This is a genomic window from Micromonospora sp. LZ34 (assembly GCF_052981855.1).
The window spans coordinates 69929-94694 of sequence record NZ_JBRIQN010000028.1 but is presented as its reverse complement, the minus strand read 5'-3'; the positions used below and the strand labels follow the sequence as shown (position 1 = coordinate 94694).

General features: G+C 69.8%; 25 protein-coding genes and 1 pseudogene. 13 read left to right on the top strand and 13 right to left on the bottom strand.

What is annotated here, in order from left to right:
- Window positions 1-201: 201 nt before the first annotated feature.
- Genes ACVCAH_RS25680 through ACVCAH_RS25665 form a run of 4 tightly spaced genes read left to right on the top strand, consistent with a single transcriptional unit; the run spans window position 202 to window position 4001 of the window.
- A complete protein-coding gene (locus ACVCAH_RS25680) occupies window positions 202-1008 on the top strand; it encodes a dimethylarginine dimethylaminohydrolase family protein (RefSeq protein WP_447138768.1) in 807 nt (268 codons plus the stop codon).
- Window positions 1008-1769 carry a BPL-N domain-containing protein gene (locus ACVCAH_RS25675; protein ID WP_447138767.1) on the top strand — a complete coding sequence of 254 codons (762 nt, stop codon included), beginning with the start codon at window positions 1008-1010 and terminating at the stop codon, window positions 1767-1769. The genes ACVCAH_RS25680 and ACVCAH_RS25675 overlap by 1 nt, the downstream gene beginning before the upstream one ends.
- Window positions 1766-3154, top strand: a complete 1389-nt coding sequence (locus ACVCAH_RS25670) for a heparan-alpha-glucosaminide N-acetyltransferase domain-containing protein (RefSeq protein WP_447138766.1) — start codon at window positions 1766-1768, stop codon at window positions 3152-3154. The genes ACVCAH_RS25675 and ACVCAH_RS25670 overlap by 4 nt, the downstream gene beginning before the upstream one ends.
- A gap of 16 nt (window positions 3155-3170) precedes the next feature.
- Window positions 3171-4001 (top strand): BPL-N domain-containing protein, encoded by an 831-nt coding sequence (locus ACVCAH_RS25665; RefSeq protein ID WP_447138765.1) that lies wholly within the window; start codon window positions 3171-3173, stop codon window positions 3999-4001.
- Window positions 4002-4056: 55 nt separating this feature from the next.
- Here the strand turns inward: ACVCAH_RS25665 and ACVCAH_RS25660 are convergent, their stop codons facing one another.
- From ACVCAH_RS25660 to pgsB, 6 genes are read right to left on the bottom strand one after another with little or no spacing between them, the layout of a single operon-like run.
- Window positions 4057-4503, bottom strand: a complete 447-nt coding sequence (locus tag ACVCAH_RS25660) for an FtsX-like permease family protein (protein WP_447138764.1) — start codon at window positions 4501-4503, stop codon at window positions 4057-4059.
- Window positions 4504-4514: 11 nt separating this feature from the next.
- Window positions 4515-5126 carry a hypothetical protein gene (locus ACVCAH_RS25655; RefSeq protein ID WP_447138763.1) on the bottom strand — a complete coding sequence of 204 codons (612 nt, stop codon included), beginning with the start codon at window positions 5124-5126 and terminating at the stop codon, window positions 4515-4517.
- A 25-nt stretch (window positions 5127-5151) separates the two neighbouring features.
- On the bottom strand, window positions 5152-6297 hold the full coding sequence (locus tag ACVCAH_RS25650; RefSeq protein WP_447138762.1) for a CapA family protein: 1146 nt from the start codon (window positions 6295-6297) through the stop codon (window positions 5152-5154).
- A 41-nt stretch (window positions 6298-6338) separates the two neighbouring features.
- Window positions 6339-7358, bottom strand: coding sequence for an NlpC/P60 family protein (locus ACVCAH_RS25645; protein ID WP_447138761.1), 1020 nt, complete (start codon window positions 7356-7358; stop codon window positions 6339-6341).
- A gap of 35 nt (window positions 7359-7393) precedes the next feature.
- The gene (locus ACVCAH_RS25640; protein WP_447138760.1) at window positions 7394-7858 is read right to left on the bottom strand and encodes a poly-gamma-glutamate biosynthesis protein PgsC/CapC; all 465 of its coding nucleotides are present in this window, start codon (window positions 7856-7858) and stop codon (window positions 7394-7396) included.
- 20 nt (window positions 7859-7878) lie between these two features.
- A complete protein-coding gene (gene pgsB / locus ACVCAH_RS25635; protein WP_447138759.1) occupies window positions 7879-9303 on the bottom strand; it encodes a poly-gamma-glutamate synthase PgsB in 1425 nt (474 codons plus the stop codon).
- A gap of 758 nt (window positions 9304-10061) precedes the next feature.
- Here pgsB and ACVCAH_RS25630 point away from each other — a divergent pair.
- On the top strand, window positions 10062-12014 hold the full coding sequence (locus ACVCAH_RS25630) for an LVIVD repeat-containing protein (protein ID WP_447138758.1): 1953 nt from the start codon (window positions 10062-10064) through the stop codon (window positions 12012-12014).
- 164 nt (window positions 12015-12178) lie between these two features.
- On the opposite strand, the gene ACVCAH_RS25625 is transcribed toward ACVCAH_RS25630, so the two are convergent.
- The 4 genes and pseudogenes from ACVCAH_RS25625 to ACVCAH_RS25610 all read right to left on the bottom strand — a co-directional run bounded on the left by ACVCAH_RS25625 (window position 12179) and on the right by ACVCAH_RS25610 (window position 14338).
- On the bottom strand, window positions 12179-12826 hold the full coding sequence (locus ACVCAH_RS25625) for a DUF305 domain-containing protein (protein ID WP_447138757.1): 648 nt from the start codon (window positions 12824-12826) through the stop codon (window positions 12179-12181).
- Window positions 12827-13148: 322 nt separating this feature from the next.
- Window positions 13149-13226, bottom strand: a pseudogene (locus ACVCAH_RS25620) (hypothetical protein); the annotation flags it as partial.
- Window positions 13216-13878, bottom strand: a complete 663-nt coding sequence (locus ACVCAH_RS25615; RefSeq protein ID WP_447138756.1) for a cytochrome b/b6 domain-containing protein — start codon at window positions 13876-13878, stop codon at window positions 13216-13218. The pseudogene ACVCAH_RS25620 and the gene ACVCAH_RS25615, both read right to left, overlap by 11 nt.
- Before the next feature lie 4 nt (window positions 13879-13882).
- Window positions 13883-14338 carry a hypothetical protein gene (locus ACVCAH_RS25610; protein WP_447138755.1) on the bottom strand — a complete coding sequence of 152 codons (456 nt, stop codon included), beginning with the start codon at window positions 14336-14338 and terminating at the stop codon, window positions 13883-13885.
- 83 nt (window positions 14339-14421) lie between these two features.
- On the opposite strand from ACVCAH_RS25610, the gene ACVCAH_RS25605 reads away from it, so the two are divergent.
- The gene (locus ACVCAH_RS25605) at window positions 14422-14970 is read left to right on the top strand and encodes an RNA polymerase sigma factor (RefSeq protein WP_447138754.1); all 549 of its coding nucleotides are present in this window, start codon (window positions 14422-14424) and stop codon (window positions 14968-14970) included.
- On the top strand, window positions 14963-15661 hold the full coding sequence (locus tag ACVCAH_RS25600; RefSeq protein ID WP_447138753.1) for a zf-HC2 domain-containing protein: 699 nt from the start codon (window positions 14963-14965) through the stop codon (window positions 15659-15661). Before ACVCAH_RS25605 ends, ACVCAH_RS25600 begins: the two co-directional genes overlap by 8 nt.
- Window positions 15662-15776: 115 nt before the next feature.
- On the opposite strand, the gene ACVCAH_RS25595 is transcribed toward ACVCAH_RS25600, so the two are convergent.
- Window positions 15777-17318 carry an amino acid permease gene (locus ACVCAH_RS25595; protein ID WP_447138752.1) on the bottom strand — a complete coding sequence of 514 codons (1542 nt, stop codon included), beginning with the start codon at window positions 17316-17318 and terminating at the stop codon, window positions 15777-15779.
- A 199-nt stretch (window positions 17319-17517) separates the two neighbouring features.
- Window positions 17518-17994, bottom strand: coding sequence for an XdhC family protein (locus ACVCAH_RS25590; protein WP_447138751.1), 477 nt, complete (start codon window positions 17992-17994; stop codon window positions 17518-17520).
- Window positions 17995-18577: 583 nt separating this feature from the next.
- Here ACVCAH_RS25590 and ACVCAH_RS25585 point away from each other — a divergent pair.
- The 6 genes from ACVCAH_RS25585 to ACVCAH_RS25560 all read left to right on the top strand — a co-directional run bounded on the left by ACVCAH_RS25585 (window position 18578) and on the right by ACVCAH_RS25560 (window position 23397).
- Complete coding sequence (locus tag ACVCAH_RS25585) at window positions 18578-19339, top strand: ABC transporter permease (RefSeq protein WP_447138750.1); 762 nt, start codon at window positions 18578-18580, stop codon at window positions 19337-19339.
- A complete protein-coding gene (locus tag ACVCAH_RS25580; RefSeq protein ID WP_447138749.1) occupies window positions 19336-20577 on the top strand; it encodes a betaine/proline/choline family ABC transporter ATP-binding protein in 1242 nt (413 codons plus the stop codon). The genes ACVCAH_RS25585 and ACVCAH_RS25580 overlap by 4 nt, the downstream gene beginning before the upstream one ends.
- Window positions 20574-21359: an ABC transporter permease gene (locus ACVCAH_RS25575; protein WP_447138748.1), complete on the top strand. Its 786-nt coding sequence runs from the start codon at window positions 20574-20576 to the stop codon at window positions 21357-21359. The genes ACVCAH_RS25580 and ACVCAH_RS25575 overlap by 4 nt, the downstream gene beginning before the upstream one ends.
- Window positions 21360-21417: 58 nt before the next feature.
- On the top strand, window positions 21418-22401 hold the full coding sequence (locus tag ACVCAH_RS25570) for a glycine betaine ABC transporter substrate-binding protein (RefSeq protein ID WP_447138747.1): 984 nt from the start codon (window positions 21418-21420) through the stop codon (window positions 22399-22401).
- 304 nt (window positions 22402-22705) lie between these two features.
- On the top strand, window positions 22706-22930 hold the full coding sequence (locus tag ACVCAH_RS25565; protein ID WP_447138746.1) for a lycopene cyclase family protein: 225 nt from the start codon (window positions 22706-22708) through the stop codon (window positions 22928-22930).
- Complete coding sequence (locus tag ACVCAH_RS25560) at window positions 22927-23397, top strand: hypothetical protein (protein ID WP_447138745.1); 471 nt, start codon at window positions 22927-22929, stop codon at window positions 23395-23397. The genes ACVCAH_RS25565 and ACVCAH_RS25560 overlap by 4 nt, the downstream gene beginning before the upstream one ends.
- On the opposite strand, the gene ACVCAH_RS25555 is transcribed toward ACVCAH_RS25560, so the two are convergent.
- Window positions 23363-24733, bottom strand: a complete 1371-nt coding sequence (locus ACVCAH_RS25555) for an MFS transporter (RefSeq protein ID WP_447138744.1) — start codon at window positions 24731-24733, stop codon at window positions 23363-23365. The genes ACVCAH_RS25560 and ACVCAH_RS25555 overlap by 35 nt on opposite strands.
- Between the last annotated feature and the right edge of the window lie 33 nt (window positions 24734-24766).

Below are 24766 nucleotides of genomic sequence, written 5' to 3'. Positions count from 1 at the left end.
CTGGACTCGCTCTCACTGCTGATGAAGGGCGAACACCTCACCCCCGGGACCCGATGGCGCGGGATCCCCGCCCAAGGGGTGCTCACCCGCGACCCCGTCGACCAACGGGCGGCGTGACGCCGTTCCGTACGGCCGCGGCCGCCACCACCTGGCCGCAACCGATTCCGTCCATTCTCCATCCACGAGAGGAAGAACCGTTCCATGAACAAGGCACTCCTGGTGTCCGACGCCGCCTACTTCCGGGTCGACTACGAGATCAACCCGTACATGCACACCGAGGTGCAGCCGGACCAGGCAGCGGCGGTCGTCGAGCACCTGAACATCGTCGTCGCGCACCGAACGGCGGGCCGCCGCATCGAGTACGTGCCGTCCGCGCCGGAGTGCCCGGACATGGTCTTCACCGCGAACGCCGCGGTGGTGCGGGGCGGCCGGGCCGTCCTCGGCGCACCGCCGCCGGAGCGCAAGGCCGAGATGCCGTACTTCCAGGAGTGGCTGATCGAGCACGACTACGACGTCGTGGAGGCGCCGTACCCGTTCAGCGGCCAGGGCGACGCCCTGGCCTGCGGCGACCTGCTGCTCGCCGGCTACGGACAGCGGACCGACCGGCGGATGCACGCCATCCTCGCGCGGGCACTGGACTACGAGGTGGTGCCGCTGCAGACGGTGAGTCCCCGATGGTACGACCTCGACCTCGCGGTCGCGGTCGTCGAGCCCGGCGCCCTCGCCTACTGCCCCGAGGCCCTCGACGAGCCGAGCTGCCGGCGGCTGCGCGGACTCGGCATGGACCTGATCGAGGTAGCCGTCGAGGAGGCGGCCCGCTTCGCGCTCAACCTGATCAGCGACGGCACCACGGTGACCATGACCAAGGGAGCTCCGCAGCTGGCCGCCGTGCTGCGCGCCCGCGGCCTGCAGGTCGTCGAACTCGACACCACCGAACTCGCCAAGGGCGGGGGCGGGGTGCGCTGCACCGCGCTGACCCTCGACAACCCACTGCCGGCCAGGTCCTGATGGCGTCGAGAACCTTCGGTCGCCTGCTCGCCGCCGGCGGGCGAGCCCTCACCGGTTACGGCCTGACGGTGCACTCGCCGCTGCCGAAGCGAACGGAACCACCCCCGGTGGCGCTGGTCTACCGAGGACCCGCGACGCTTCCCGGCTGCCCCGAGGCGGTGGCGGCGCTGCTCAAATCCAGCCGATGGGGCTTCGACGTGCGGTACGTCGGCCCGGACGAGGACCTGCCGCTGAGCCACTGGACGCTGGCCGGGGCCGCGCTCTACGCCCAGCCGGGCGGCGGCACCCTCAGGCGCGGCTATCGCAACCTGAAGGGCCACCGCGACGAGATCCGGCAGTTCGTCCAGTCCGGCGGGAGATACCTGGGGATCTGCCTCGGCGGCTACCTCGCCGGGGCCACGCCCGGCTTCGCTCTCCTTCCGGGTGACACGGATCAGTACATCGCCTCCCCCGCCGCCACCGTCAACTCGGCGAAGAACACCGTCGTGCAGGTGACCTGGCGGGGCCGGCGGCGCAAGCTCTTCTTCCAGGACGGCCCGTACTTCTGCCTGCAGCCGACCGCCGACGCCGACATCCTCGCGACGTACCCGAACGGCACGATCGCCGCGATGGTCACCCGACTCGGTGCCGGCCGGGTCGGCGTCGTCGGCCCCCACCCCGAAGCCACCGACGACTGGTACCTGGACGCGGGCTTACGCACCGCCAACCGGCTCGGTGCGGACCTCGGCCACGACCTGATTGACACCGTGATGAGGCCATGACCCAAACTGCGAACCTCACCTGGGAGCAGCTCGACCGAGCCGCCGAGGCGAACCGGCTCGCCGCCGTCGCCCGCAGCGCCGGCGGTCCGCCCTCCACGACCGACCTGCCGGTCGGGCGATTCCGACTGCTCGGCGTGGACGCCGCCCGGGGAGCCGCGCTGCTCGCCATGATCGCCGTGCATTCGTTGCCCGAGGCTGACGCCGCCGGGCGACCCACCTGGTGGTTCACCGCCTTCGGCGGGCGAGCGGCTGCCGCGTTCGCGGTACTGGCCGGGGTCGGCATCGCATTCCTGACCGCTCGACAGCGGGTCAGGCTGACCGCCGGCTCAGGTCCGGTGGCGGCGCTGATCGTCCGAGCCCTGGCGATCGGCGCGATCGGGTTGGCACTGGGTTACACCGACGCGTCCCTGGCGTCGGTCATCCTGCCGTACTACGCGGTGATGTTCATCTTGGCCGTCCCGCTGGTGTTCCTGCCGACCTGGTTGGTGGCGTTCACCGGCGTGGTCGTGGCCGCCGCCGCCCCCGCCCTCCAGCACGTCCTGCTGCCGCGGCTGCCGGCACCGACCTACGGCAATGCGGGATTCGCCGACCTCGTCGGCGACCCGGTCGCGCTGCTCACCGAACTGTCGCTCACGGGAGGGTTTCCGGCCGTGACGTGGCTGGCGTACCTGTGTGCCGGCCTGGTCGTCGGGCGGCTGACCCTGACCCGGACGAGAGTCATCCTCGGGCTGCTCGTCGTCGGTGGCGCGCTCGCCACCGCCGCGCCGGTGGCATCGTCGGTTCTGCTGAACCGGTACGGGGGCTTGCAGCAGATCTCGCTCACCCAGCCGAAGAGCGGGCTGGACGCGGCGGGGACGGCCGAGCTCCTCACGTTCGGCGGAGACGGCAGCACGCCCGCCTCGACGTGGTGGTGGCTCGCGGTCGACGCGCCGCACACCAGCACGCCACTCGACCTGATCGGCACGACCGGGAGCGCGATCGCTGTGCTCGCCGTCATGCTGCTCGCCGGCCGAGTAGCACGGAACCTCCCGCGACGGGCCCTCTCCCTGCTGCTGGTGCCGCTGGCCGCGGCCGGCGGCATGACCCTGACGCTCTACACCGCACACATCATCTTCATCAACTCGGACCTCGACTCCTTCGCGCCCGTGACCGGACTCGTCGCGCAGGTCGTGGCTTTCGTGTTGTTCGCATTGGCATGGTGGGCCACCGCGGGCCGGGGCCCGGTGGAAGGGCTGGTGACGGTGATGTCCGGCGGCGCTCGCCGGCTGGCCGCCCGAAACGGTCACCGGACACGGGACCGCATCGGTATGTCGATGTACCGGGAAGCGCCCCGTGCGCGCGAACACCCGGTCGAGGCGCCCGCAACGGGATGGCGCCCCGGCTGAGCGGGAGGGAAGAGGCATGGAGCAGACCGGCGGCCCGCCGCTCGGCGAGCCGCGGAGAACCAGCCGGCGGCGTGTCCTGGTCGGCGTCGGCGCCGCCGGCACCCTGGCCGCGCTCGGGTGGGCCGGGGTGTCGGCGGTCTCCCGGGACGGGCCACTGGCACTCGTCTACCGGGGTCCAGCCGCCTGCTCCGGCTGCGCGGAGGCGGCGGCAGCACTCCTGCGCAGCGCACCGGCCGGGTTCCGCACCGAGTACTGCGGCCCGGACGAGGAGCGGCAGATATCGCGCAGCACGCTGGCCGAAGCGGCGGTCTACGCCCAGCCCGGAGGAGGCAACGTCGGCCCGGCCTGGCGGAGGATGCGCGACTACGCCGAGGAGATCCGCGGCTTCGTCCACGACGGCGGGCACTACCTCGGCTTCTGTCTGGGGGCGTACCTCGCCGCCGCCGATCCCGGCTTCGGCCTGATCAACGGCAAGGTACGCCAGTACATCAGCACCGCCGGGGCGAGTGTCGACAGCACCGACGACACGGTGATCAAGGTGCGGTGGCGCGGTCGCGTCCGGCACATGTTCTTCCAGGACGGGCCGACGTTCGAGCTGCGATCCGGGGTGCCGGGCACCGTCCTCGCCACCTACGACACCGGCGCGGCCGCCGCCGTCGTGACCACCTTCGGCGCCGGGCGGGTGGGCCTCGTCGGCCCACACCCCGAGGCTGACCGCTCGTGGTACGCCGACGTGGGGCTGACCAACCCGGACGGCATCCGGTTCGATCTGGGCCACGAACTGATTGAGAGCACGGTAAACCGAACGGGCTCCGCCGCCGCACCGGCGCCGTGCTGCCCGGCATGACGGTGCGTAGCGGCGAAAGGATGGGCTCGGCCACGGCATGCCCGACGCAGCGGCGCTACTCGAAGCGGACGGCGTCGTGGCGGGTGGCGAGGATCAGCAGCCCCAGCAAAGCGCGAGGGGTGGTGCCGCCGCGAGCGCCGCTGAACCGCGAGGGGACGCGTGTGGACACTGCGCAGCGACACGAGGGTCGTGAGATCACCAGTGCCGGCACGGCCAGCAGGATCCCGGCCAGCCACGATGGCGGCAGGGCCACATCCTGGAGCCAGAAAGGTCCGTGCTGGAAGGTCACGGCGGAGGCCAGCATCCGCCGGTTCACCTCGTAGAGTGCCCAACCCAGGGCTGCTCCCCCGATGGCCGCGACTCCGGCCTCGGCTGCGGCCACCAGCGAGATCTGTGACTGGGTGGCGCCGACGAACCGGATCGCGACGAGACGCCGCTCCCGGTGCCGCCTGGCGACCCGGGTCACCACGGCGATGAGGATCACGATGGGGACCAGGACCACCGCCGAACCCGTCAACGCGAACGTCGCCAGGATGCCGACGATCGCCCAACCCGGCGGTCGCAGATGGGTGAAACCGTGCACCTCGCCCACGGACCGTACGCCCTCAAGTTGCTCGAGCCTACGGCCGATGATCCGCCGAGGTCGTTGTTGTGGGCCAGCCCGTCGGGGCCGACGGTCATCGTGACCCGGCCGGGAACTTGCCGTCGAGCTCGTCGTCCGGCGTCGACTCCAGCAGCCGGATCATCGCCGGCGACGCGGGCGACCTCGCCCGGCCCGGGCGTGCGGGAAGGACCCGGTGGCACGGGCGGGTCATCCCCGAGCGCCGCCAGGTAGGTACGGATCATCGGCCGACCGTCGTGGTAGTCGCTCACCGCGAGGAACAGCGCGCCGTCGACCGACTCCACGACCGGGTCGTCATCGGTCTCGGGGCTGAGCGCCGTGTAGGCGGCGTCCTGCCAGGCCATGCGCTCGTAGCGGCCCCACAGGGCGTGCGGAGCGGTGAGGCTGAGCAGCAGCAGCGCGATCCCGAGGCCGACCCCGACCGCCATGAACACCAGCCGGACGAGCACCTCCCGGCCAGCGTCGAGGGCCAGCGGCATCCCGAGGCGCAACGTGCGGCTCAACCGGCATCTCAGCCCGACGGAACTGTCAACGCCTTACCTGGAGCCCAGCGGCGATCGCGGCGCGGCTGTCAAGGTAGCCGGTGATCCGATCCTGGGCGGCGGTGTAGAGGGCGCGACGCCGGTCGACGGCGGGCATGCGCTCGAGGATGCGGGCCAGGTCGAGGACGCGGATGGTCGGTTTGAGGGAGAGCCAGATAGGGATGGCCTCGACCTGGGTGACGACCCATCGCCCACGGGGCTGCTCAGTGAACGTGAACTTGGCGAGGATCCCCTCACGGTTGGCGTCGTTCGGGAAGTCGTGGCGAGCGAGGGTGTTTCCGACGCCGTAGGCGACCCACTTGTCACCGAACCGCTCGAAGGGCTGTACGACATGGGCGTGGTGGCCGATGATCAGGTCGATGTTCGGGTCGGCGATGAGCTGCTTGGCCCAGAACAGCTGTTCGCCATCGGGCGTGTGAACCTTCTCGGTGCCCCAGTGCGCGGAGAGCACGATGATCTGCGCGCCGGCCTTGCGGGTGGCTGCGGCGGCGGCCCGGATCGCGGCGACGTCGATGCGGTTGGCCAGCCAAGCCTTGCCGGCTGGCGGTTCCAGGCCGTTAAAGTGCATCGCCCAGGACAGGTGACCGATATTGACGCCCTTGACCTGATAGATCGTCGGCCTGCGGTGTTCGGCGGGGCTGCGGAAGGTGCCGGTGTGACGGAGACCGGCCGTGTCGAGGGCGTCGAGGTTGTCGTACACGCCTTGCTCGCCTTGATCCAAGGCGTGATTGCTGGCGGTGGAGCAGGTGTCATAGCCGGCAGCCTTGACCGCGCCGGCCAGGTCGGTGGGAGCGTTGAAACGAGGAAAGTCCTTGGGCTCGCCGGGCCCCATCGGGGCCTCCATGTGGCAGATGGCCAGGTCCGCCGATTCGACGGCGGGACGGATCGAGGCGAACATCGGGTCGAAGTCGTAGCCGGCGCGGCCGCCCGCCTCGGCGTGGGCCCGTGCCTGGTGCCATGTCGGCGGGTGCACCAGGATGTCCCCGGATCCGAGGATGCTGACTTGGCGAGGCCTGCTGGCCACCGCCTCCGCAGTAGCCGCCGCCGGCTGCGGAAATAGGCGCTCGCGGATGAGGTCGCCGCGCCACGTCCATACCCCGGCCGGGGCAAGGAGCAGCACGGTGACGAGCACAATACGGACAGGGGATGCGCGCATGGCGGTCTGTGCCTTCCTTACAGGCGGATGACGCGGCGCAGCCGCTTACCGAAGTAGCCGGAGTCGAGAACGCCGTCGCCGCGCACGTCGCCAAAGGTCGGCCCGTCGACGGTGCCGCGGGACGATGCGAACCGCATGCCTCCATCGGCGTCGTCGCCGATGTAGATGCCGGAGTGCGTGATCAGGGCGGGGTCGTCGTGCAGGGCGAAGAAGACAAGGTCCCCCGGCTGCATTGCCGAGAGGTCGGTCGGTGGGCGGCTGGGGCTGCGGCCGGCGGCGATCACCACCGAGCGGGCGTACGCAGCCATGCTCGCCGCGGTGCGGGGCAAGCCGTCGACGGTCGTGGTGGCGGACTGGTTGAGCAGCGGGATTCCGAAGCGATAGCCGTAGATCAGCCTGATGTAGCCGGAGCAGTCCAGGTCCCGGTCCCACCGGGCCGACGGCGTGACGGTGCCGACGTCCGGGAAGTCCCACGGGATCTCCAGGTAGTCGTAGAAGTCAGCGCCGTCGCGTTCCTCGCGGCTGTGCACGTACCCGAAGCCGGCGTCGCCGGCGTACCGCACCCCTCGCTCATCGCGGAGGTCGGGTGTACCAGGAAGGTATTGCAGTGCGGCGGCGAGTATGTCTACCGGGGGATTCTTACGGTTGAGTTCGGTGAGCAGCCACCGGGCAAAGGCTTCCGGCATCTGCGAACCGGGCTGCCATGCCTGCGGGGCGATGCGCACCCATGTCGTCGATTCGACCACGGCGGTGGTGGTCGACGGCTCCTCGAATCGGCGGCGTGGACCGGCGAAGACGGCCGTTCGTGCGCCGGCGGTCAGGGTCGCGACCACGGCCAGGTCGGTGCGCCGGCGGACCTCTGTGCGGGCCGGGCGGGCCATGTCGACAAGCTCGTACTCCGCGGCCAGGCGGTCGGCTGCGGTGTCACCGGCCGGGCGGTCGCTGGGGCTGGTGGCGGTGGGCGTCGGACCGGGATCATCCTGCGTGGATCCGGCGACGTTGAAAGCCGCGAAGCCCACGACGGTGCTGGCGGCCACAAGGGCCACCACTGCCAAACCCGGGCGGACCAGCTTCACAGGGAGATCACCGCGAGGGCCGCCGCGCCGGTACCGCAGGTGACCACGGCGGTTGCGGCGAGAGTCTGCAAAGCATGCGGCCGCAGGAGCTGGAAGCTCATCAGTCCGGGCACCAGGAAGGACAGCGTATCGCCGCCGAACAGGAACGGGTAGCGCAGGTGCAGTGCCAGGAACGTGCCAAGCGACAGCAACGACGAGACCAGCATCGTCACCGCGAACAGCCGCTTGCCGTACAAGATCGTGATGTGCTGTAGCAGCTTCATCAGCCCGACGGTCACGACCGTGACGATGGTGATGGTGACCAGGCTCCGGACGTCCTCGATGGCGGTCAACACGATGCAGCCGGGCACCATCAGGCCGGCCGGCGCCACGTTGGTGATCAGGTACCCGACCAGTCCGAACAGCAGCCCCGCAGCGACGATGACGGCGCTGAGCTCGGAGGACAGGTCGAATGTGGCCATGAGGGCAGGCTCCTGTTGGCTCACCGGAGGACGGACTGCCGGCCGGCGGCGTCGAGGACTGCGAGGTGCGCTTCACCCGGGACGGCGGTGGCGGCGAGGTCGTCGCGGGACAGGACCACGGTGGCTGCCGGGTCGACGGGAGTCGCGGCGGCGGCCATATCGCTCAGCGAGAGGACGACGGTGTCGGCCTGGTACAAACCTTCGAGCCTGGCGGTCAGGTCGTCGATCGGGGCTGCGGCGGTGGCGGCGACGGTGACCTGGTGCAACGCCGCGAGCAGTTCCTCGCCGCGGCCATGAATGTTTCCGATCATGAGTAGCGAGGTGTCTGCGTCACCGGGCGCGATCGCCTCGACGATCGCGTCGCGGAGTTGCCTGCCGGTACGGCGCTCTCCTTCGAGATCAACAACGCGGTCGCGCCACACGTCGGGCAAGTGGTGCAGCGCGCTGCGGGTCGGCGAGCCGATCAGGAATATCCGGTATGGATTGATCTGCGGGACGATCGCTCCCATCTGGCCGTTCCGTTCCACGCGGTCCTGACGGCAGTTGATCACTACGGCGACGCGTTTGCCGATCAGCCGTCGCTCGCGCAGCAGGTCGACATTCATCAGCGTCGAGGCGGGGTCGTTGGCGGCGAACAGGTTGACCGCGGCGAACCGGCGTCCGTGGTGCGCGCACGCGTCAACGCGCAGCGCACCGGGGTCGGCGCTGGTGCGGTACATGCCGGCCAACGCGCTCGCCCGGTCGACGCCGCACAACTGTGCGACCGTCAGGGCGACCGCGACGTTCTCCTTGAGCGTGATCCACCCGAACGGAGCCATCTCGGCGTCGCTGACGGTGTCCGGATCGACCACGATCAGCTCGCACTGCCGACGGATGGCCTCCTCCCGCAGGATGTGTAGCCGGTCCCGTTCGGCGGTGACCACCACTCCTCGGCGCGGCATGGACCGGCTCAGCGACCGCGCGACGTCGTCAAGGGTGGGTCCCATCTCCTCGAGATGGTCCTCCCGCACATTGGTGATCACGACGATGCCGGCGTCAATCAACTGGTCCTGGTTGACCTGCTGCAGTTCCGGCTGGACCGCCATGCACTCGACAACGAGGGTGTCGGCGCCACCCCGTACCGCCCGTCGCACCACGCCAACCTGCTCGATCACGTTGACGCCACCGCGGCCCCGGTGGATCGGTACCTCCCGCCCGCCGGGGTAGATGAACCTCGCCGCCGTTCCGGTCGTCTTGGCCGCAACGAGGCGCCCAGGGTCCCCGCGCAGCGCGCCGGCGGTCAGCCGGGTCACTGAAGACTTGCCGCGAATGCCGTTCACAACGATGCGGGTCGGTATCCGCGCAAGCCGCCGCCGGTGCCGGGCCCGTTCGACCACCAGGTGGCCCAGCAGGACAACCAGCGCGAGCGCGAGACAGCCCAGCGAAACGGCGAGCTGTGCCCTCACCACGATCGACGCCAGCAGTCATTCACCAACAAACCTCTGGCACGTAGCGGGGACGGCGAACGCTCCAGCCTGGGCGGGCAGGGTGTCCTGTCCATGGCGCCACGCAACTCCTTTCATGTCGGGCGACAGGCATCCTCCGGTCGCTAGCGTCACCCCGCCGCATGCCTCCGAGTCGCCTTCTCCGAGGCCAACCCACCGACGTTTAGATCCTGATCAGTGACACAGCCAAACCTGTTCCTTGAGGCAACGATGATACGGGCCTACAGGTTGCTGACCGGCACGATCAAGACCATGGCCTCGGGTCCCTCACGGAGGGTTCGGAGAGTTCGGAGGAACTGCATACGTCACGGAGTCTGGAGGGCATCCAGAAAACGCCGTGTGAGAAGTAGCGGGCAGGGCCACCAGGACTCAAGTCATCTACGGGGAAAGCTCGTCCCCGACGCAGGGTGCGACACCGCCCTCGACCTCTCCGGCTGATCCGCCAACCAGTCGGCATCGCACGCCGACGCTCTCCCCGACCAGGCAAGGTAGCTGGCGCGCCCTGCGGCTCGGGAAATCGACGGTTTCGCGCCCACCGCAAATATGTCCATGATCCTAAATGGCCAAAAGGGCGGTACGGTCCTTACTACCGCGGCGTGCATGCGCCCCACGCACGCCGCCACCAGTGGGGGCACTGTGCGCGGAGGACACCCATGACCCATCAATCACACCGCCGATCAGGCCGGAGACGTCGCTTGCTCGGCGCAACGGCCGTAACCATGCTCCTCATCGCCCTGCTGCCGGGCACGGCCTCGGGCCAGGAGCCCGGGCCGGATCCGCGGATCGGTCTCGGCGCGGGATGGCTGGACGCGCAGAGCGCGAGCAGCAACCTCGACCTGCTGGCGCACCACGACAAGCCAGCGGGATTCGTCAACCCGGCCAACCCGGGTGACTTCGGCTTCGCCGGATCGGATCTCGCCTTCGGCGGCAACCACGCCTTCATGGGCAACTTCAACGGCTTCAACATCTACGACATCTCGCAGCCCGCCAACCCGACGCTGGTCACCAGCGTGGTGTGCCCGGGCGGGCAGGGGGACCTCTCGGTCCACGGCGACCTGCTCTTCATGTCGGTCGAGGAGAGCCGTGGCCGGCTCGACTGCGGCACGAACCCCGCGGTCGGCACCCGGTTCCAGGGCGTCCGTGTCTTCGACATCAGCGACGTGACCAACCCGGTGCAGGTCGCGGCCGTACAGACCTGCCGCGGCTCACACACCCACACCCTGGTGACCGACCCGGACGACAGCAGCAACGTCTACGTGTACGTCTCGGGCACCGCCGGGGTCCGCCCGGCCAGCACGATGGCCGGCTGCAACAACGTCCCCGCGTCCGGCGAGAACCCGGCGCGGTGGCGGATCGACGTCATCAAGGTCCCGGTCGCGAACCCGGAGCAGGCCGCGGTCGTCAGCGGCCCCCGACTGTTCGCGAACCCGGAGACCGGCGCCGTCGACGGCCTGCAGAACACCCCTCCCGCGCCGACCCACCCGTCGGGCGGGTCGTGGAGCCCGTCGCCGGTCACCGACGCCTGCCACGACATCACCGCCTATCCCGAGCTCGGGTTGGCGGCGGGCGCCTGTGAGGGCAACGGGATCCTGATCGACATCTCCAACCCGGAGAACCCGGTGCGGATCGACGAGGTCGCCGACCCGAACTTCGCGTACTGGCACTCCGCGACGCTCAGCAACGACGGCAAGAAGGTCATCTTCACCGACGAGTGGGGCGGCGGCACCGGCGCCCGGTGCCGCACGACGGACCAGCCCCAGTGGGGCGCCAATGCGATCTTCGACATCGTCGACGGGAAGATGCGGTTTGCCAGCTACTACAAGCTGCCGGTGCCGCAGACGCTGCAGGAGAACTGCGTCGCCCACAACGGTTCGCTGATCCCCGTACCGGGCCGGGACATCCTCGCCCAGGCGTGGTACCAGGGCGGCATCTCGCTGCTGGACTTCACCGACTCGGCCAACCCGCGGGAGATCGGCTACTTCGACCGGGGGCCGATCAGCCCCACGTCCATCATGCTCGGTGGCTTCTGGTCGGCGTACTGGTACAACGGCCATGTCTACGGCAGCGAGATCGCGCGCGGCTTCGATGTCTTCGGCCTGCGGCCCAGCGAGCACCTGACCGAGGCGGAGATCGCCGCGGCCCGTGAGGTGCACCTGCCCCAGTTCAACGCCCAGCTTCAGACCAGGATCAGCTGGGCGCCGAGCTTCGCGGTGGCCCGGGCCCGCTTCGACCAGTTGGCCAGGACCTGCACCACGACCATCTCGGACCGGCACAACGGGCCGCTGACGGTCACGGGTGTCACCTGCCTGACCGGGGCGACCGTGTCCGGCCCGGTCACGGTCCGTCCGGGTGCCTCGCTGCTCGCCATCGACTCGTCGATCGCCGGTTCGGTGTCGGCGTCGAACGCGGCCGCGGTGCACCTCTACCACAGCACCGTGCGCGGTCCGGTGAGCATCACCGGTACGAAGGGCAGCGCCGCCATCGTGGACACCGAGATCCACGGGCCGGCGGTGTTGACCGGCGGCGGTACCGGGACGGTCGAGCCGATCATCGCCGACAGCACGGTGCGCGGCTCGCTGGCCTGCACCGGCAACTCGCCGGCGCCGATCAACCTCGGTGCGGCCAACACGGTGACGGGGCCGGCCACCGGCCAGTGCGCCAGCCTTGACTGACGCCCGCTGAGGACCGTCAGCCGGGGGCGCGTCCTGCCGAAGCTTCGGCAGGACGCGCCCCGACGCTGTCCGGCGACTGTCGGTGGAAGAGGTGGCCGAGCGCACGGGCATCAGTGGCGGCCGTACCGCGATCGCGGCTGGCGAGCGCAAGCGCGAGCGCCCGGTCACCCGGAAAGCTTGGCCAGCAGCTCCTGCATGCTTCTGATTTCGATGGCCTGGTCGGCGTTGACCTCGCGGGCGAACCGGTCGCTGGCCGGCTCGAGCCCACCCCCGGCGGCGTAGAGCTGCTGCACCATGGTCAGCGCGCCGTTGTGGTGACGGATCATGAGGTCGAGGAAGAGCCGGTCGAACTCCGCGCCCCGGGCCCGCGTCAACTGGCCGAGCTGCTCTGGGGTGAGCATTCCCGGCATCACGGCGTCATGCCCGGCGTGGTGCGCGTGCGGCCCCGGGACCTGCTCACCGCGTTCGGTGAGCCACCGCTGCATCTGCGCTATCTCGTCGCGCTGCGACGTCTCGATCCGTCGGGCGAGCAGCGACACCTCGCGGCTCTCCGCGCGGTCCGTGACGAGGGCGGTCATCTCCAGTGCCTGCGCGTGGTGCGCGATCATCCGCTGCATGAACTGGGTGTCGGCGGCGGTGTGTGCCGGGGGCGGTGGCAACTGGGCCCGCTCGGCCGGGGAGAGCGTGCGGCCGGCCTGGCCCGGCGCGCCGGGCTGGACGACCCGAGTGGCGGGTGGTTCCTCGGCTCGATCCCCGGTCAGCTGGAGGACGGCGAACAACGCCGCGCCCGCGGCGACAATGGCGGCCGCCACGGCTGTCAGGACTCGGCGACGCGACGAGAACACGATCTGATCACCGTACCTAGGTTGTGTCCTGCACCCGGACTGCGGCCATCTCGGTCAGGTAGGCGGCCAGCGTATCGCGGCCCGCCGCTGATCTCCGCCGCTCGACCCCCGCTTCGTCGCTGACGGGTTGCGGGAACGGCCCCGCGGCCTCCTGGCCCGTCGATCACGGATCCCATCGGTGGCACGAACCAGGGGGCGCCGCTCGGTGCAGCAGGCCGGGCAGCGGCGCGAGAAGGACGAGTTCCTCCAGGCACAACGTGCACTGCCGTAGGTGGGCTTCGAGTTCCTGCCGTTCGCGTGGGCCGAGAGCGCCGAGGAGCAGTGCGGCGATCGCGGTCGTGAAGGGGCATGGCGGCTCATCTGTCATGGTCTGCTCCGCGTTGCCGCTCGAGCCAGCCCGGCCAGATCCGCTGAGCGACGCGTAGTGGCAGCCGGCCACCGAGGTGCATGGCTCGGGCCACGCCGCGGTATCCGGGCGGAAGGCCGGCAGCGATCACGATGTGTCCGATGAGGATCGGCGTGATGAGATACGTGGCCCATCGGTGCACCCGCTGCAGCCAGACGAACCAGAGACCGCCGGTGACGACCACCAACCCGATCCCGCTGCCGATCAGGGCGGCGAACAAGCCGACCATCAGCAGGTTCGCGACGCGCTGCCCCGGGTCGAAGTGGCCCTCGTGCCGGGCGAACCGGCCGGTCACGAGCGCGCCCGGCCAGCGCGTGAACCACCGCAGGTCCCCATGGTCGTAGCGCAGCGACTCGCGGACGAACGTGCGGGTTGCCCGTACCCCGAGCGTCACCGCGGTCGCGGCGAGTGCCGCCAGCGCCCAGCCGGCATACCGGTGCAGGGTGGTGTCGGCAACGCCGGTCAACCGGGCGGCAACGCTGGGCTGCCCCTCCCGCCCGGCGACCAGCCACCAGCCGGTACCCAGTGCGATCGGCACGGTGAGGTAGGTGAGTGTGTGAAACCACCGGGTGGCGCGGGAGTAACGCCGAACGGTGCCTGTGCCGCGGGTCATGCCGTCAGTAGGTGTACGGGTTGGTGTCGGCCGACGTGGACGCTGCGCCATCGCCTCCGGTGCTGGGCACGGGTGGGGGGTCTCCGACGGTCCCGATGGTGATCGTCGTGGTGGCTTCGGCACCGGCGGGCGAGTGGTTGGCGTTGCGCAGCGACACGTGCATCGTGTGCTGCCCGGAGAGCGCCTCGATGATCTGGGTGGTGTCCGACTCGACGACGAGGTAGTCGGATTCGTTGTCGTCGAACCAGATGTGTACGTGGTGCTGGCCGGACTCGGTGGGCCCGAGCGGCACGTTGCTGTCGACCTTAACGGTGAACGGGGTGGACACGGTGGCGCCGCTCGCCGGCTCGACGACGACGACGGACAGTTCGCTGCCGTCGCCCTCGGCCGCGTTGTTCGTCCCGGTGCAGGCGGTCAGCGTGGCCAGCAGTGCGGCGAATGTCGCGATCTTGAGTCTCATACCAGTACTACCGGCGTCGGCCTGGTGCGGGATCTCTCGGGCAGCAGAGATCCCGCACCGACCTGCCGTGCGTAGTACTGGGTGTGGGTGTCAGTGACGAGGCGCTGGTGGCCGGGATGGCCGCCGGCGATCCGCAGTACACGGCGAGCTTCGTGCGCCGCTTCCAGGCCCGCGTCTTCGGCCTGGCGGTGAGCATCGTCGGAGTCACGGCCACCGCCGAGGATGTCGCCCAGGAGGCGTTCGTGCGGGCCTGGCGGTACTCCGGCGGCTACGATCCCCGCCGTGGGGCCGTGCTGCCGTGGCTGCTGTCCATCACCCGGAACGCAGCGATCGACGCCATCCGGTTGCGCCGCGATCGCCCCTACGAGCCGGAGGTGATGGTGGCGCTGCTCACCGCTACCGCAAGTGCCACCACGGAACCGTCCGACGAGGTTGCCGACGCCGACCGAATCCGCGTCGCCCTGCGCGGGCTGCCGCCCGAACAGGCCGCCGCCGTCGTGCTGGCGATCTTCAACGGACTCACGGCGAAGGAGATCGCCGAGTGGCAGGGCGTACCGCTGGGCACGGTCAAGACGAGGATCAGGCTGGGCATGTCCCGGTTGCGCGATCATTTCGAGGTACGCGATGAGTGAGCTGCCACCGTGTCGGGAGGTGCACGCCCTGCTCCCGGAACTCGCCGCTGGGGTGGCCGCCGGGGATGACCGGGCCTGGGCGCTGGCGCACGTCTCGCAGTGCCGGGACTGCCGCCGGGCACTCAGCCAGTTGACCACGACCGCCGATGCAGTCCTGTTGCTCGCGCCCTCCGTCGATCCCCCGCCGCGGTTCGAGAGCAGTGTGCTCGCCCGGCTGGACGCAGCTCCTTCGCCGCCACCCCGGCGGCGGCTGCTGGCCCGTCGACGAGTCGTGGCGGCCCTGGCGTTCGCTGCCTCGGTGCTGGTCGCGGCTGGCGGCGGGGTGCTGTTCGTCCAGTCGCGTACCGCGGAGGACCGGCGTCTCGCCGACCAGTACCGGCAGACCCTCGCCGTCGCCAACGGGCGCTACCTCAAGGCGGTCGCCCTGACCACTGCCGACGCACGCCCGGCCGGCACCGTCTTCCTCTACCAGGGAAACCCGTCCTGGCTGTTGGTGACCGTGACCGCCGCGCCGGCCGACGGCGCGTACGCGGCCCTCGCCGTCGACCGCGCCGGCGCCGCGCACCCGGTCGGCACGTGCCAGGTCGTCAACGGCACGGGAACGATCGGATACCAGGTCCGACTGGCGGTCGCCGACATCAGCCAGATCCGCCTCCAGTCGGCCGACGCCGTGCTCACCGGCACCCTCTAGACGAGTACGTCCTGATCCTGGTCAGTGGTCGTAGGCGACACGACGGTGCTCGCCGCCGTCGAGGCGGTCGCTCGTGAGAGTGCACGGGCAACCGAACCTGGCCGGCCGGAGCGCGTCAGCCGTCCCTGCGCGGCGGGGGCGACGCGGAGCCGAACCCGGTGTCGAGGTCATCCGGGCCGGGAATCGGCGGGCCTTCTCCCCCACCGGTGGCGAGCCGGCTGTGGCGGCGGCCGTAGAGGAAGTAGACGACGAACCCGATCGCCATCCAGGCGAGGAACCGCAGCCAGGTCTCGACGGTGAGGAAGAGCATCAGCAGGACGCAGGCGACGATCGCGAGAGCCGGGATCACCGGCCCCCAGGGGACGCGGAAGCCGCGCGGCAGGTCCGGCCGGTTGCGGCGCAACAGGATGACCGCGGCCGCGACGAGGACGAACGCGAAGAGGGTGCCGATGTTGACCAGCTCGGCGAGTTCCTCGAGCGGGATGAACCCGGCGAGCGCGGCCACCAGCAGGCCGATGATGACGGTGATCCGGTGCGGGGTGCCGTACCGGGGATGCACCCGGCTCAACCAGCGCGGCAGCAGCCCGTCACGGCTCATGGCGAACGCGACCCGACTCTGCCCGAGCATCAGGATCATCACCACCGTGGTCAACCCGGCGAGGGCGCCGACGGTGATCAGGTCGGCGAAGAGCGGCTGGCCGACGGCCTGGAACGCCGCGGCCAGCGGTGCCGCCGTGTCCAGGTCGGCGTAGTTCTGCATGCCCACCACCACCAGTGAGACGGCGACGTAGAGCGCGGTGCAGACCGCCAGCGAACCGAGGATTCCCCGCGGCACGTCGCGCTGCGGCACCCGGGTCTCCTCGGCCGCGGTGGCCACGATGTCGAAGCCGATGAACGCGAAGAACACCAGCGCCGCGGCGGCGAAGATGCCGCTGATGCCGAAGTTGGCGGGCGCCTGCCCGAAGATGGCCTCGACCAGGGTCGCCTCGGCGCCGGAACCACCCGCCGCGGGCTCGGCCGGCGGGACGAACGGCGTGTAGTTGGCCCCCTTGATGAAGAACAGCCCGGCGACGATCACGAAGAGCACCACCGCCACCTTGATGGCGACCACCACGGCGTTCACCCGTGACGAGACCTTGATGCCGGCGACCAGGACCGCGGTGAGGATCAGCACGATGAGCGTGGCGGGCAGGTTGAACACGCTGCCCTCGCCGCCGGTGATGGCGGCGGGAAGCGACAGCCCGAGCGTCTCCATCAGCACCGCGAAGTACTGCGACCACCCCACCGCCACCGTGGCACCGGCCAGGATGAACTCCAGGATGAGGTCCCAACCGATGATCCACGCGACCAGCTCGCCGAGCGCGGCGTACGAGTAGGTGTAGGCGCTGCCGGCCACCGGCACGGTGGACGCGAACTCGGCGTAGCAGAGCGCGGCCAGCCCGCAGGCGATGCCGGCTGCGACGAAGGACAGCGCGACCGCGGGCCCGGCGGTCTGGTTCGCGGCGACCCCGGTCAGCACGAAGATGCCCGTCCCGATGATGACGCCGATGCCGAACACGGTGAGGTCCAGGCCGGACAGCACCTTGCGGAGCTGGTGCTCCGGCTGCTCCGTGTCGCGGATCGACTGCTCGACCGACTTCCTGCGCAAGAGGCTCACGACCGGATCACCTCGCCGTCTCGGACCGCCCGGATGACGTCCACGGGCTGACGTCTGACCCAAAAACAGGAGAGGTAAACCTGGCGTGACGGTGCACGAACGTCGCGTTGGTGCGTGATGTCGACACAGAGGGCGAAAGTGGTGGTGCGATGCCGGGCCGATTCCCCGTCGCCGGCGGGCGTTTCAGCGGGCGCTGCTGTCACTCGCGCCGGTCCGGATTCGGGGGTCGTGCGTCGATAGCGGGCCTTCGAGCAGCACCGCGTCGTCTGTCCGGCCAGCCCTTGTCGTCAAGGCTGGTGGATCGGGGTCTCGAGGTCGTGAGGGGTCGACCCGAGCCTCCCCAGGCCTGGGCGATGATCTCGGCGGCGATCGCCACGGCCGTCTCCTCCGGCGTCCGCGCGCCGAGGTCCAGCCCGATCGGGGAGCGGAGCCGGGCCAGGGCGGTCGCGTCCACACCCTCCTCCCGCAGCCGGTCGGCGTGGGTGCGGCGGCTGCCCATCGCGCCGATGTAGCGGGTGGCCAGGGCGACCTTCAGCAGCGGCACGTCGAACTTCGGATCGTGGGTCAGCACGCAGAGCACCGTGCGCTCGTCTACGACTGTCGACTCGAGGTATGTGTGCGGCCACTGGACGACGAGGTCGTCGGCGTCCGGAAAGCGCTTGCGGGTGGCGAACACCGGACGGGGGTCACCGTCATACACCTCCGCGCGGCGCCTCGGACGTGCGCAGCGTCAGCTACGTCGAGGCGGTCTCCGACGAGGCTGACGCGCGGCGTTCGCGGGCCAGCGGGAGCAAGAAACTGCAGGTCACAGCTGTGGCGCACCGGTTCGTATGCGTAACCTACGGCCCACTTTGATCCTTCGTGCGCCATGGAGCCACGCCCCGGGTCGCCGAGCTGATGGCGGTCACCTGGCCGTTGTCTCGCTGTCGCAGCATCGGACCCATTTCAGGCTCGGGTCCCGGGTCGGCCGAACTGACGAGGAGCCCATGGCGTACCGTGGCACCCCCATGATCGCCTTGTACAGAAGTTCCTGTCCAGAAGGAGGAGATGGCCGAGGTGGTGGCGCGGCGACTCCGTGTCGCTCGGCGTGCCCGTCGGAACTTCCCTGCTGATTTCTCCAACCGACTCCACGTCCCACACGGAGGGCCTTTGCCGAACGCCTACGCCCGAAATGTGATGGCCAACCGGCCATGGCAGGTCCAGCACCGTCGCGGCTGTCTCTGGACAGGGGCCTGCCAGCTGCCGAGAGGACGTGTCAGATGACGTTCTTCGAATACCTGGAAAGCCGCCGCGACCTGCTGATCGCCCAGGCCATCGAGCACGTCACGATCGTGTTGATGGCGATAGGGCTGGCGACGCTCATCGGCATGTCCATCGCCGTCCTCACCTACCGCCACCGGCGCGCCCGGGGAATCGCCGTCGCGGTCGCCGCCGCTGTGCTGACCATTCCCTCCTTCGCGCTGCTCGGCCTGCTGATCACGCCGCTGGGCTTGGGGTACCTCCCCGCGTTGGTCGCGCTGACCCTGTATGCCCTGTTGCCGATCATCCGTAACACGGTGGTGGGACTGACCGAGATCGACCCCGCGCTGACCGAGGCCGCCCGCGGCATCGGGATGAGCCGGATACGGTCGCTGTGCACGGTCGAGATGCCGCTGGCCTGGCCGGTTATCCTGGCCGGTATCCGGGTCTCCACCCAGATGACCATGGGCATCGCGGCGATCGCCGCGTACGTCGGCGGGCCGGGCCTGGGCAACCAGATCTTCTCGGGCCTGGCCAACCTCGGCGGCGTGAATTCGCTGAACCAGGCCCTGCTCGGCACGTTCGGCGTGGTCGTCCTCGCCCTCGTCGTGGACATCTGCCTGGGCTTGCTCGGGGTGCTGACCCGGGCCGGCCGGGGCACCCGGCGGCCCCGATCAAGGTCAACCGGGCCGTCCCTCCCCGAGCAACCAGATTCCGTCACGGCGCTCGCCGGCCCGCCGGCCCTCGCGGCCCCGTCCACCACCCAGGGAGGTCAACGATGACCGCTGACGTGATGATCGACCTGCAACAGGTCAGCAAGCTCTACCGGGGACAGAAGACCGCCGCGGTCGAGGACGTTTCGATGACCATCCGGCGCGGCGAGATCGTCGTGCTGGTCGGCCCTTCCGGCTGCGGCAAGACCACCACCATGAAGATGATCAATAGGTTGATCGAGCCCACCTCCGGGCGGATCATGGTGGACGGATCCGACGTCACCTCGCTCAACCCGACCGAGCTGCGTCGGCGCATCGGCTACGTCATCCAGCAGGTGGGGCTCTTCCCGCACATGAACGTGGCGACCAATGTCGGGTTGGTGCCGAAGATGCTCGGTTGGGATCGCAAGCGGATCGACACCCGGGTTGACGAGCTGCTGCACTTGGTCGGGCTGGAACCCGGCCAGTACCGGCACCGCCTGCCACGTCAACTCTCCGGCGGCCAGCAACAGCGCGTCGGGGTTATCCGGGCGCTAGCTGCCGACCCCCCGGTGATGCTGATGGACGAGCCGTTCGGCGCCACCGATCCGTTGACCCGGGACCGGCTGCAGAACGAGTTCCTCCGGCTGCAGGAGAAGCTGCAGAAGACGATTGTCTTCGTCACCCACGACTTCGACGAGGCGATCAAGATGGGCAGCCGCATCGCGGTACTCGGTGACCGGTCGAGCATCCGACAGTTCGACACCCCGGAGCGGCTCCTGAGTAACCCTGCGGACAAGACGGTGGCCCAGTTCATCGGTGCTGGCGCCTCACTCAAGCAGCTCAACCTGCGCCGGGTCGACGAGGTCGACTGGGACGAGGCCGAGTTGGTCCGGCTGGACGACTCGCCGACGTCGGCGCTGCGCCGGCTGGACGAGACCGGCGAGTGGGCCGTACTCAGCGTCGACAGCGAGCGGCGCCCCGTGCACTGGATCACCGCACGGGACCTGGATCCGCATCAGGACAACCTGCACGGGATCGGCGGACCGGCCACCGTGGTGGAACCTCGTGCCACGCTGCATGACGCGCTCGACGCGATGCTCAGCAGCAGCAGCGGTGCTGCGGTGGTGGTCGACGACGCCGGCCGGTACCGCGGCACGGTGACCATCGACCGGCTGATGCGTGCGATCGGTGAGATGCGCGAGACCGAGCGGCGCCGCGATCAGCCGGTGGCGGAGGCGCCGACAACAGCGGACGGGCCGAAAGCCGCGGCGGTGCCCGTGCGGCGCCGTGGCACCCGGTCGACGGCGGATCGGGAGACGCCGTGAGCGTCGGCACGCTCGGCTCCGGTCAGCTCGCGGACGCCGCCCCACCCTCGCGGTGGCGGGGTCTGTTGCGCCGGCACGCGACCATGCCGCTGGTGCTCGCGGCGGCGCTGCTCGCCACGTACCTCTGGGTGAGCTCGCTTGCCCTGGACGACATCGAGCGACGCTCGCTCAACGCCGGACAGCTGTTCCGGGTGACCGGCCAGCACGTCTCGATCTCCGCGATGACCACCCTGCTGGTGGTGGTGATCGCGGTCAGCGCCGGCGTTCTGCTCACCCGCCCGGCGCTGCGCTGGCTGGCGCCGTTCTTCACCGCTCTGGCCAACGTCGGTCAGGCGATGCCGGCCATCGGGCTGCTGGTACTGCTCAGCATCTGGTTGGGCATCGGCGCCGGCACTGCGCTGATCGGGCTGGTGGCCTATGCGGTGTTGCCCGTGCTGCGCAACACGATCGTCGGGATCAACCAGGTCGACCGGCATCTGATCGAGGCGGGTCGGGGCATCGGCATGTCCCCGCTCGCGGTGCTGCTGCGGGTCGAGCTTCCGCTGGCGGTGCCGGTGATTCTCGCCGGCGTGCGCACCGCGCTCGTTCTCGCGGTCGGGGTCGCCACGCTCGCCACCTTCATCGACGCGGGCGGACTCGGCGGACTGATCGTGACCGGGATCAAGCTTCAGCGTGATCCCGTCCTGATCACCGGCGCGGTACTCACCGCCGCTCTCGCCCTGACGCTGGACTGGCTCGGCGGTGTGATCGCCGATCTGCTGCGCCCGCCCGGGCTCGATTGATCCATAGGTTCACGTCCCCTTTCCCCAACCGACGCCCCGTGCGTCGTGGAGGTCGTCAATGCGTACGCGAACACCCCTTTCCCGGCTGGCTGCCGGCACCGCACTCATCGCCATGGCACTGACCGGTTGCTCGGTCACCACTGAGGACTCCGGTGGAAAGGTGACGGTCGGGGCGGGGTCGATCAAGCAGGATGACGCGCTCGCCGGCCAGACGATCGTGGTCGGCTCCAAGGACTTCACCGAGAACATCGTCTTCGGCCACATCACCATGCTGGCGCTGAAGGCGGCGGGCGCGAACGTGACCGACAAGACCAACATCAAGGGATCGGTCAACGTCCGCAAGGGTCTGCTCGCTGGTGAGGTCGACGTGTACTGGGAGTACACCGGCACCGCGTGGATCACCTACCTGAACCACACCGACCCGATCGCGGACTCGAAGCAGCAGTACGACGCGGTGGTCAAGGAGGACAAGGAGAAGAACCAGGTCGTCTGGGGCGCCATCGCGCCGGCCAACAACACCTACGCGATGGCGGTGCGTGCGGAGAAGGCCAAGGAGTGGAACCTCCGCACCCTGTCCGACCTCGCCGCGTTCGCCATGCGCAACCCGGCCGACGCGACGTTCTGCCTGGAGAGCGAGTTCGCCGGACGGAACGACGGGTGGCCCGGCATGACCAAGATGTACGGCATGAACCTGCCGAAGTCCAACATTCGGAGCGTCGACACCGGAGTCGTCTACACCGAGACGAAGAAGGGCGAGTCCTGCAACTTCGGTGAGGTGTTCACCACCGACGGCCGGATCAGCAACCTCGACCTGGTGGTGCTGGAGGACGACAAGAGGTTCTTCCCGATCTACAACCCGGCGCTGACGGTCAACGGCGCAACTGCCGCCAAGTATCCGAGCCTGACCAAGATCCTTGAACCGATCACCGCCAAGCTCGACGACGACACCATCCGCAAGCTCAACGAGCGCGTCGACGTCAAGGGCGAGCCGGTGGCGCAGGTCGCCGCGGACTGGTTGAAGGAAGAGGGCTTCATCGCCTGACTTCCCGCGCGAACGCGAGTGGCTCCCCGTGCCCGGCGTTGAGCGCGCACCACCGGGCTTGTGCGGCCTCGGTGAACTCCTCGACCGCCTGGTCGCCTGGCGGGTGGGTGGTCGAGGACGCGGGCAGTGACCTGCCCTGAGGGGGCGTTTTTGCCCCCTTTGGCGTGCGTCCCCCGAGCATCGGCTCCGACCGTGAGGACTCCGCGTGTCGAGCCCCGCCTGTGGGGTGGTCTGCCTGACACGCTGTCAGAACGATCGGTCACGCGGTGTCTTGAGGCCGAACCCTTGGAACGGAGGAGACACCATGGCGGGGAACATTGATGTGGTGGTGATCGGCGGCGGGTACGCCGGCGTCATGGCGGCCAATCGCCTGACGCAGCGCGACGACGTGACAGTGAGCCTGATCAACCCGCGCCCGACCTTCGTCGAGCGGATCCGCCTGCACCAGTGGCGGGCGGGTCCGACGACGCGGTCGTCGACTACCGAGAGATCCTGGCTGAGCGTGTTCGGCTGGTCGTCGACACCGTGACCCGGATCGACGCTTCCGAGCGCAGCGTGACGTTGGCGACCGGCGGCACGGTCGGCTACGACTATCTGATTTACGCGGTGGGCAGTGGCAGCGCCGACCCGGAAGTGCCCGGAGCGGCGCTCGGCAATCGAGACGGCCGCCGAGCTGGCGGAGGCGGGCCGGACCGTGACCCGGCGCTACGCCGGTTCATCGCCCTCGACCCGCACGCCAACCCGGAACTCGTCGACCGACTCAGCACCGATCCGGACGCCACCGTGCGACAGGCGATGGCAAGCAGCCCCCGCCTCCCGGCACCGCGGATCACCGCGCTCCTCAACGATCCTGAGCTGGCCGAGGCCGCCGGGTCCGTATGCGCCGATGAGGTCGCTCGCCGCACCCCCGGTTGTACGCGGAGCAGGGGTGCGGCGAGCAAGCGCGTGGCGTCGCCGGTGGTCAGCCGCGTCGGTGCCGCGGCAGCAGCAAGCTGACCGCCGCGATAGCCAGGCCGAGCCCGGCCGCCGTGAGGAAGACCAGGTCGTAGCCGGCGGCGAGGGCGATGGCCGGGGAACTCTCGCCGGCTTCCGTCGCGGCTCTGGTGCTGGCGGCCGTCGCGAGCACCGCCAAGCCTACCGACCCGCCTACCTGGCTGGCGGTGCTGGCCAGGCCGCCGATGGTTCCCGCGTCGCCTGCGGCGACGTCGGCGGTCGCTGCGGCCATGAGGGTGGGGAAGGTCAGTCCGATGCCGACCGCGATGATCAGCGTGGGCCCGAGCATGCTGGTGACGTAGTCGCTGTCGGCGTCGGCCAGGGAGAGCCAGCCGAAACCGGCCAGGAAGCAGGCGCTGCCGGCCAGCACCAGCCGGCGCACACCGGTTCGCGGCAGCAGGGCGGATGCCCATCGCGCGATCATCATGAACATCACCGCTGCGGGTGTCTGCCCGAGCCCTGCTTGAAGCGCGCTGAAGCCGAGTGCGTTCTGCAGGAAGAGCGAGGTGAAATACCACATCGCGATGGCAATCCCGCCGAACAGCAGCAGCATGCCGTTGCCGACGGCCACCCCTCGGATCTTGAACAGCCGCAGGGGCACCATCGGCTGGGCGGCGAAACGCGCCTCCACCACGGTGAAGACGACGAGCAGGAGCAGACTCGCCAAGGCTGGCCCGACGACCCGCACGGACGTCCAGCCATGATCGGCGCTGTGCATGACCCCGTAGACCAGCGCGGCCAGTCCCGCCGTCCCCGTGACCGCGCCGACGAGGTCGAGCGATTCCTGCCGGCCGGTTCGCGTGCCGGCCAGCGACATCATTGCCACCACGATCAGCACCGCGCCGATCGGCACGTTGATGAGGAAGACCCACCGCCACGACAGGCCAGTGGTGAGGACGCCGCCCGCGAGCGCACCGGCCATCCCGCCAACACCGCCGCAAGCAGACCATGCGCCGAACGCCCGGGCACGCGCGTGCGCCTCGGTGAAGCTGGTGTTGATCACGGCCAGCGTCGCTGGGGCCAGCATCGCGGCTCCCATGCCCTGCACGACCCGGGCCGCCACCAGGACCTCAGGAGCAGTTGCCAGGCCGGCGACCAGACTTGAGGCGGAGAACAACACCAGCCCGGCGACCAGCATCCGTCGATGGCCGAACAGGTCAGTGGTGCGGCCACCCAGCAGCATGAAGCCGGCGAAGGTAAGCAGGTAGCCGTTGACCACCCAGGCCAGGCCGGTGGGTGTGAAGCCGAGGTCCTCGCGGACCGAGGGCAGGGCGACGTTAACGATGGACGAGTCCAAGATCACCATGAACTGGCAGGCACACGCCAGCGACAGGATCATCCAGGCGGAGCCGGCGTGCGGCCTGGCCCGCTG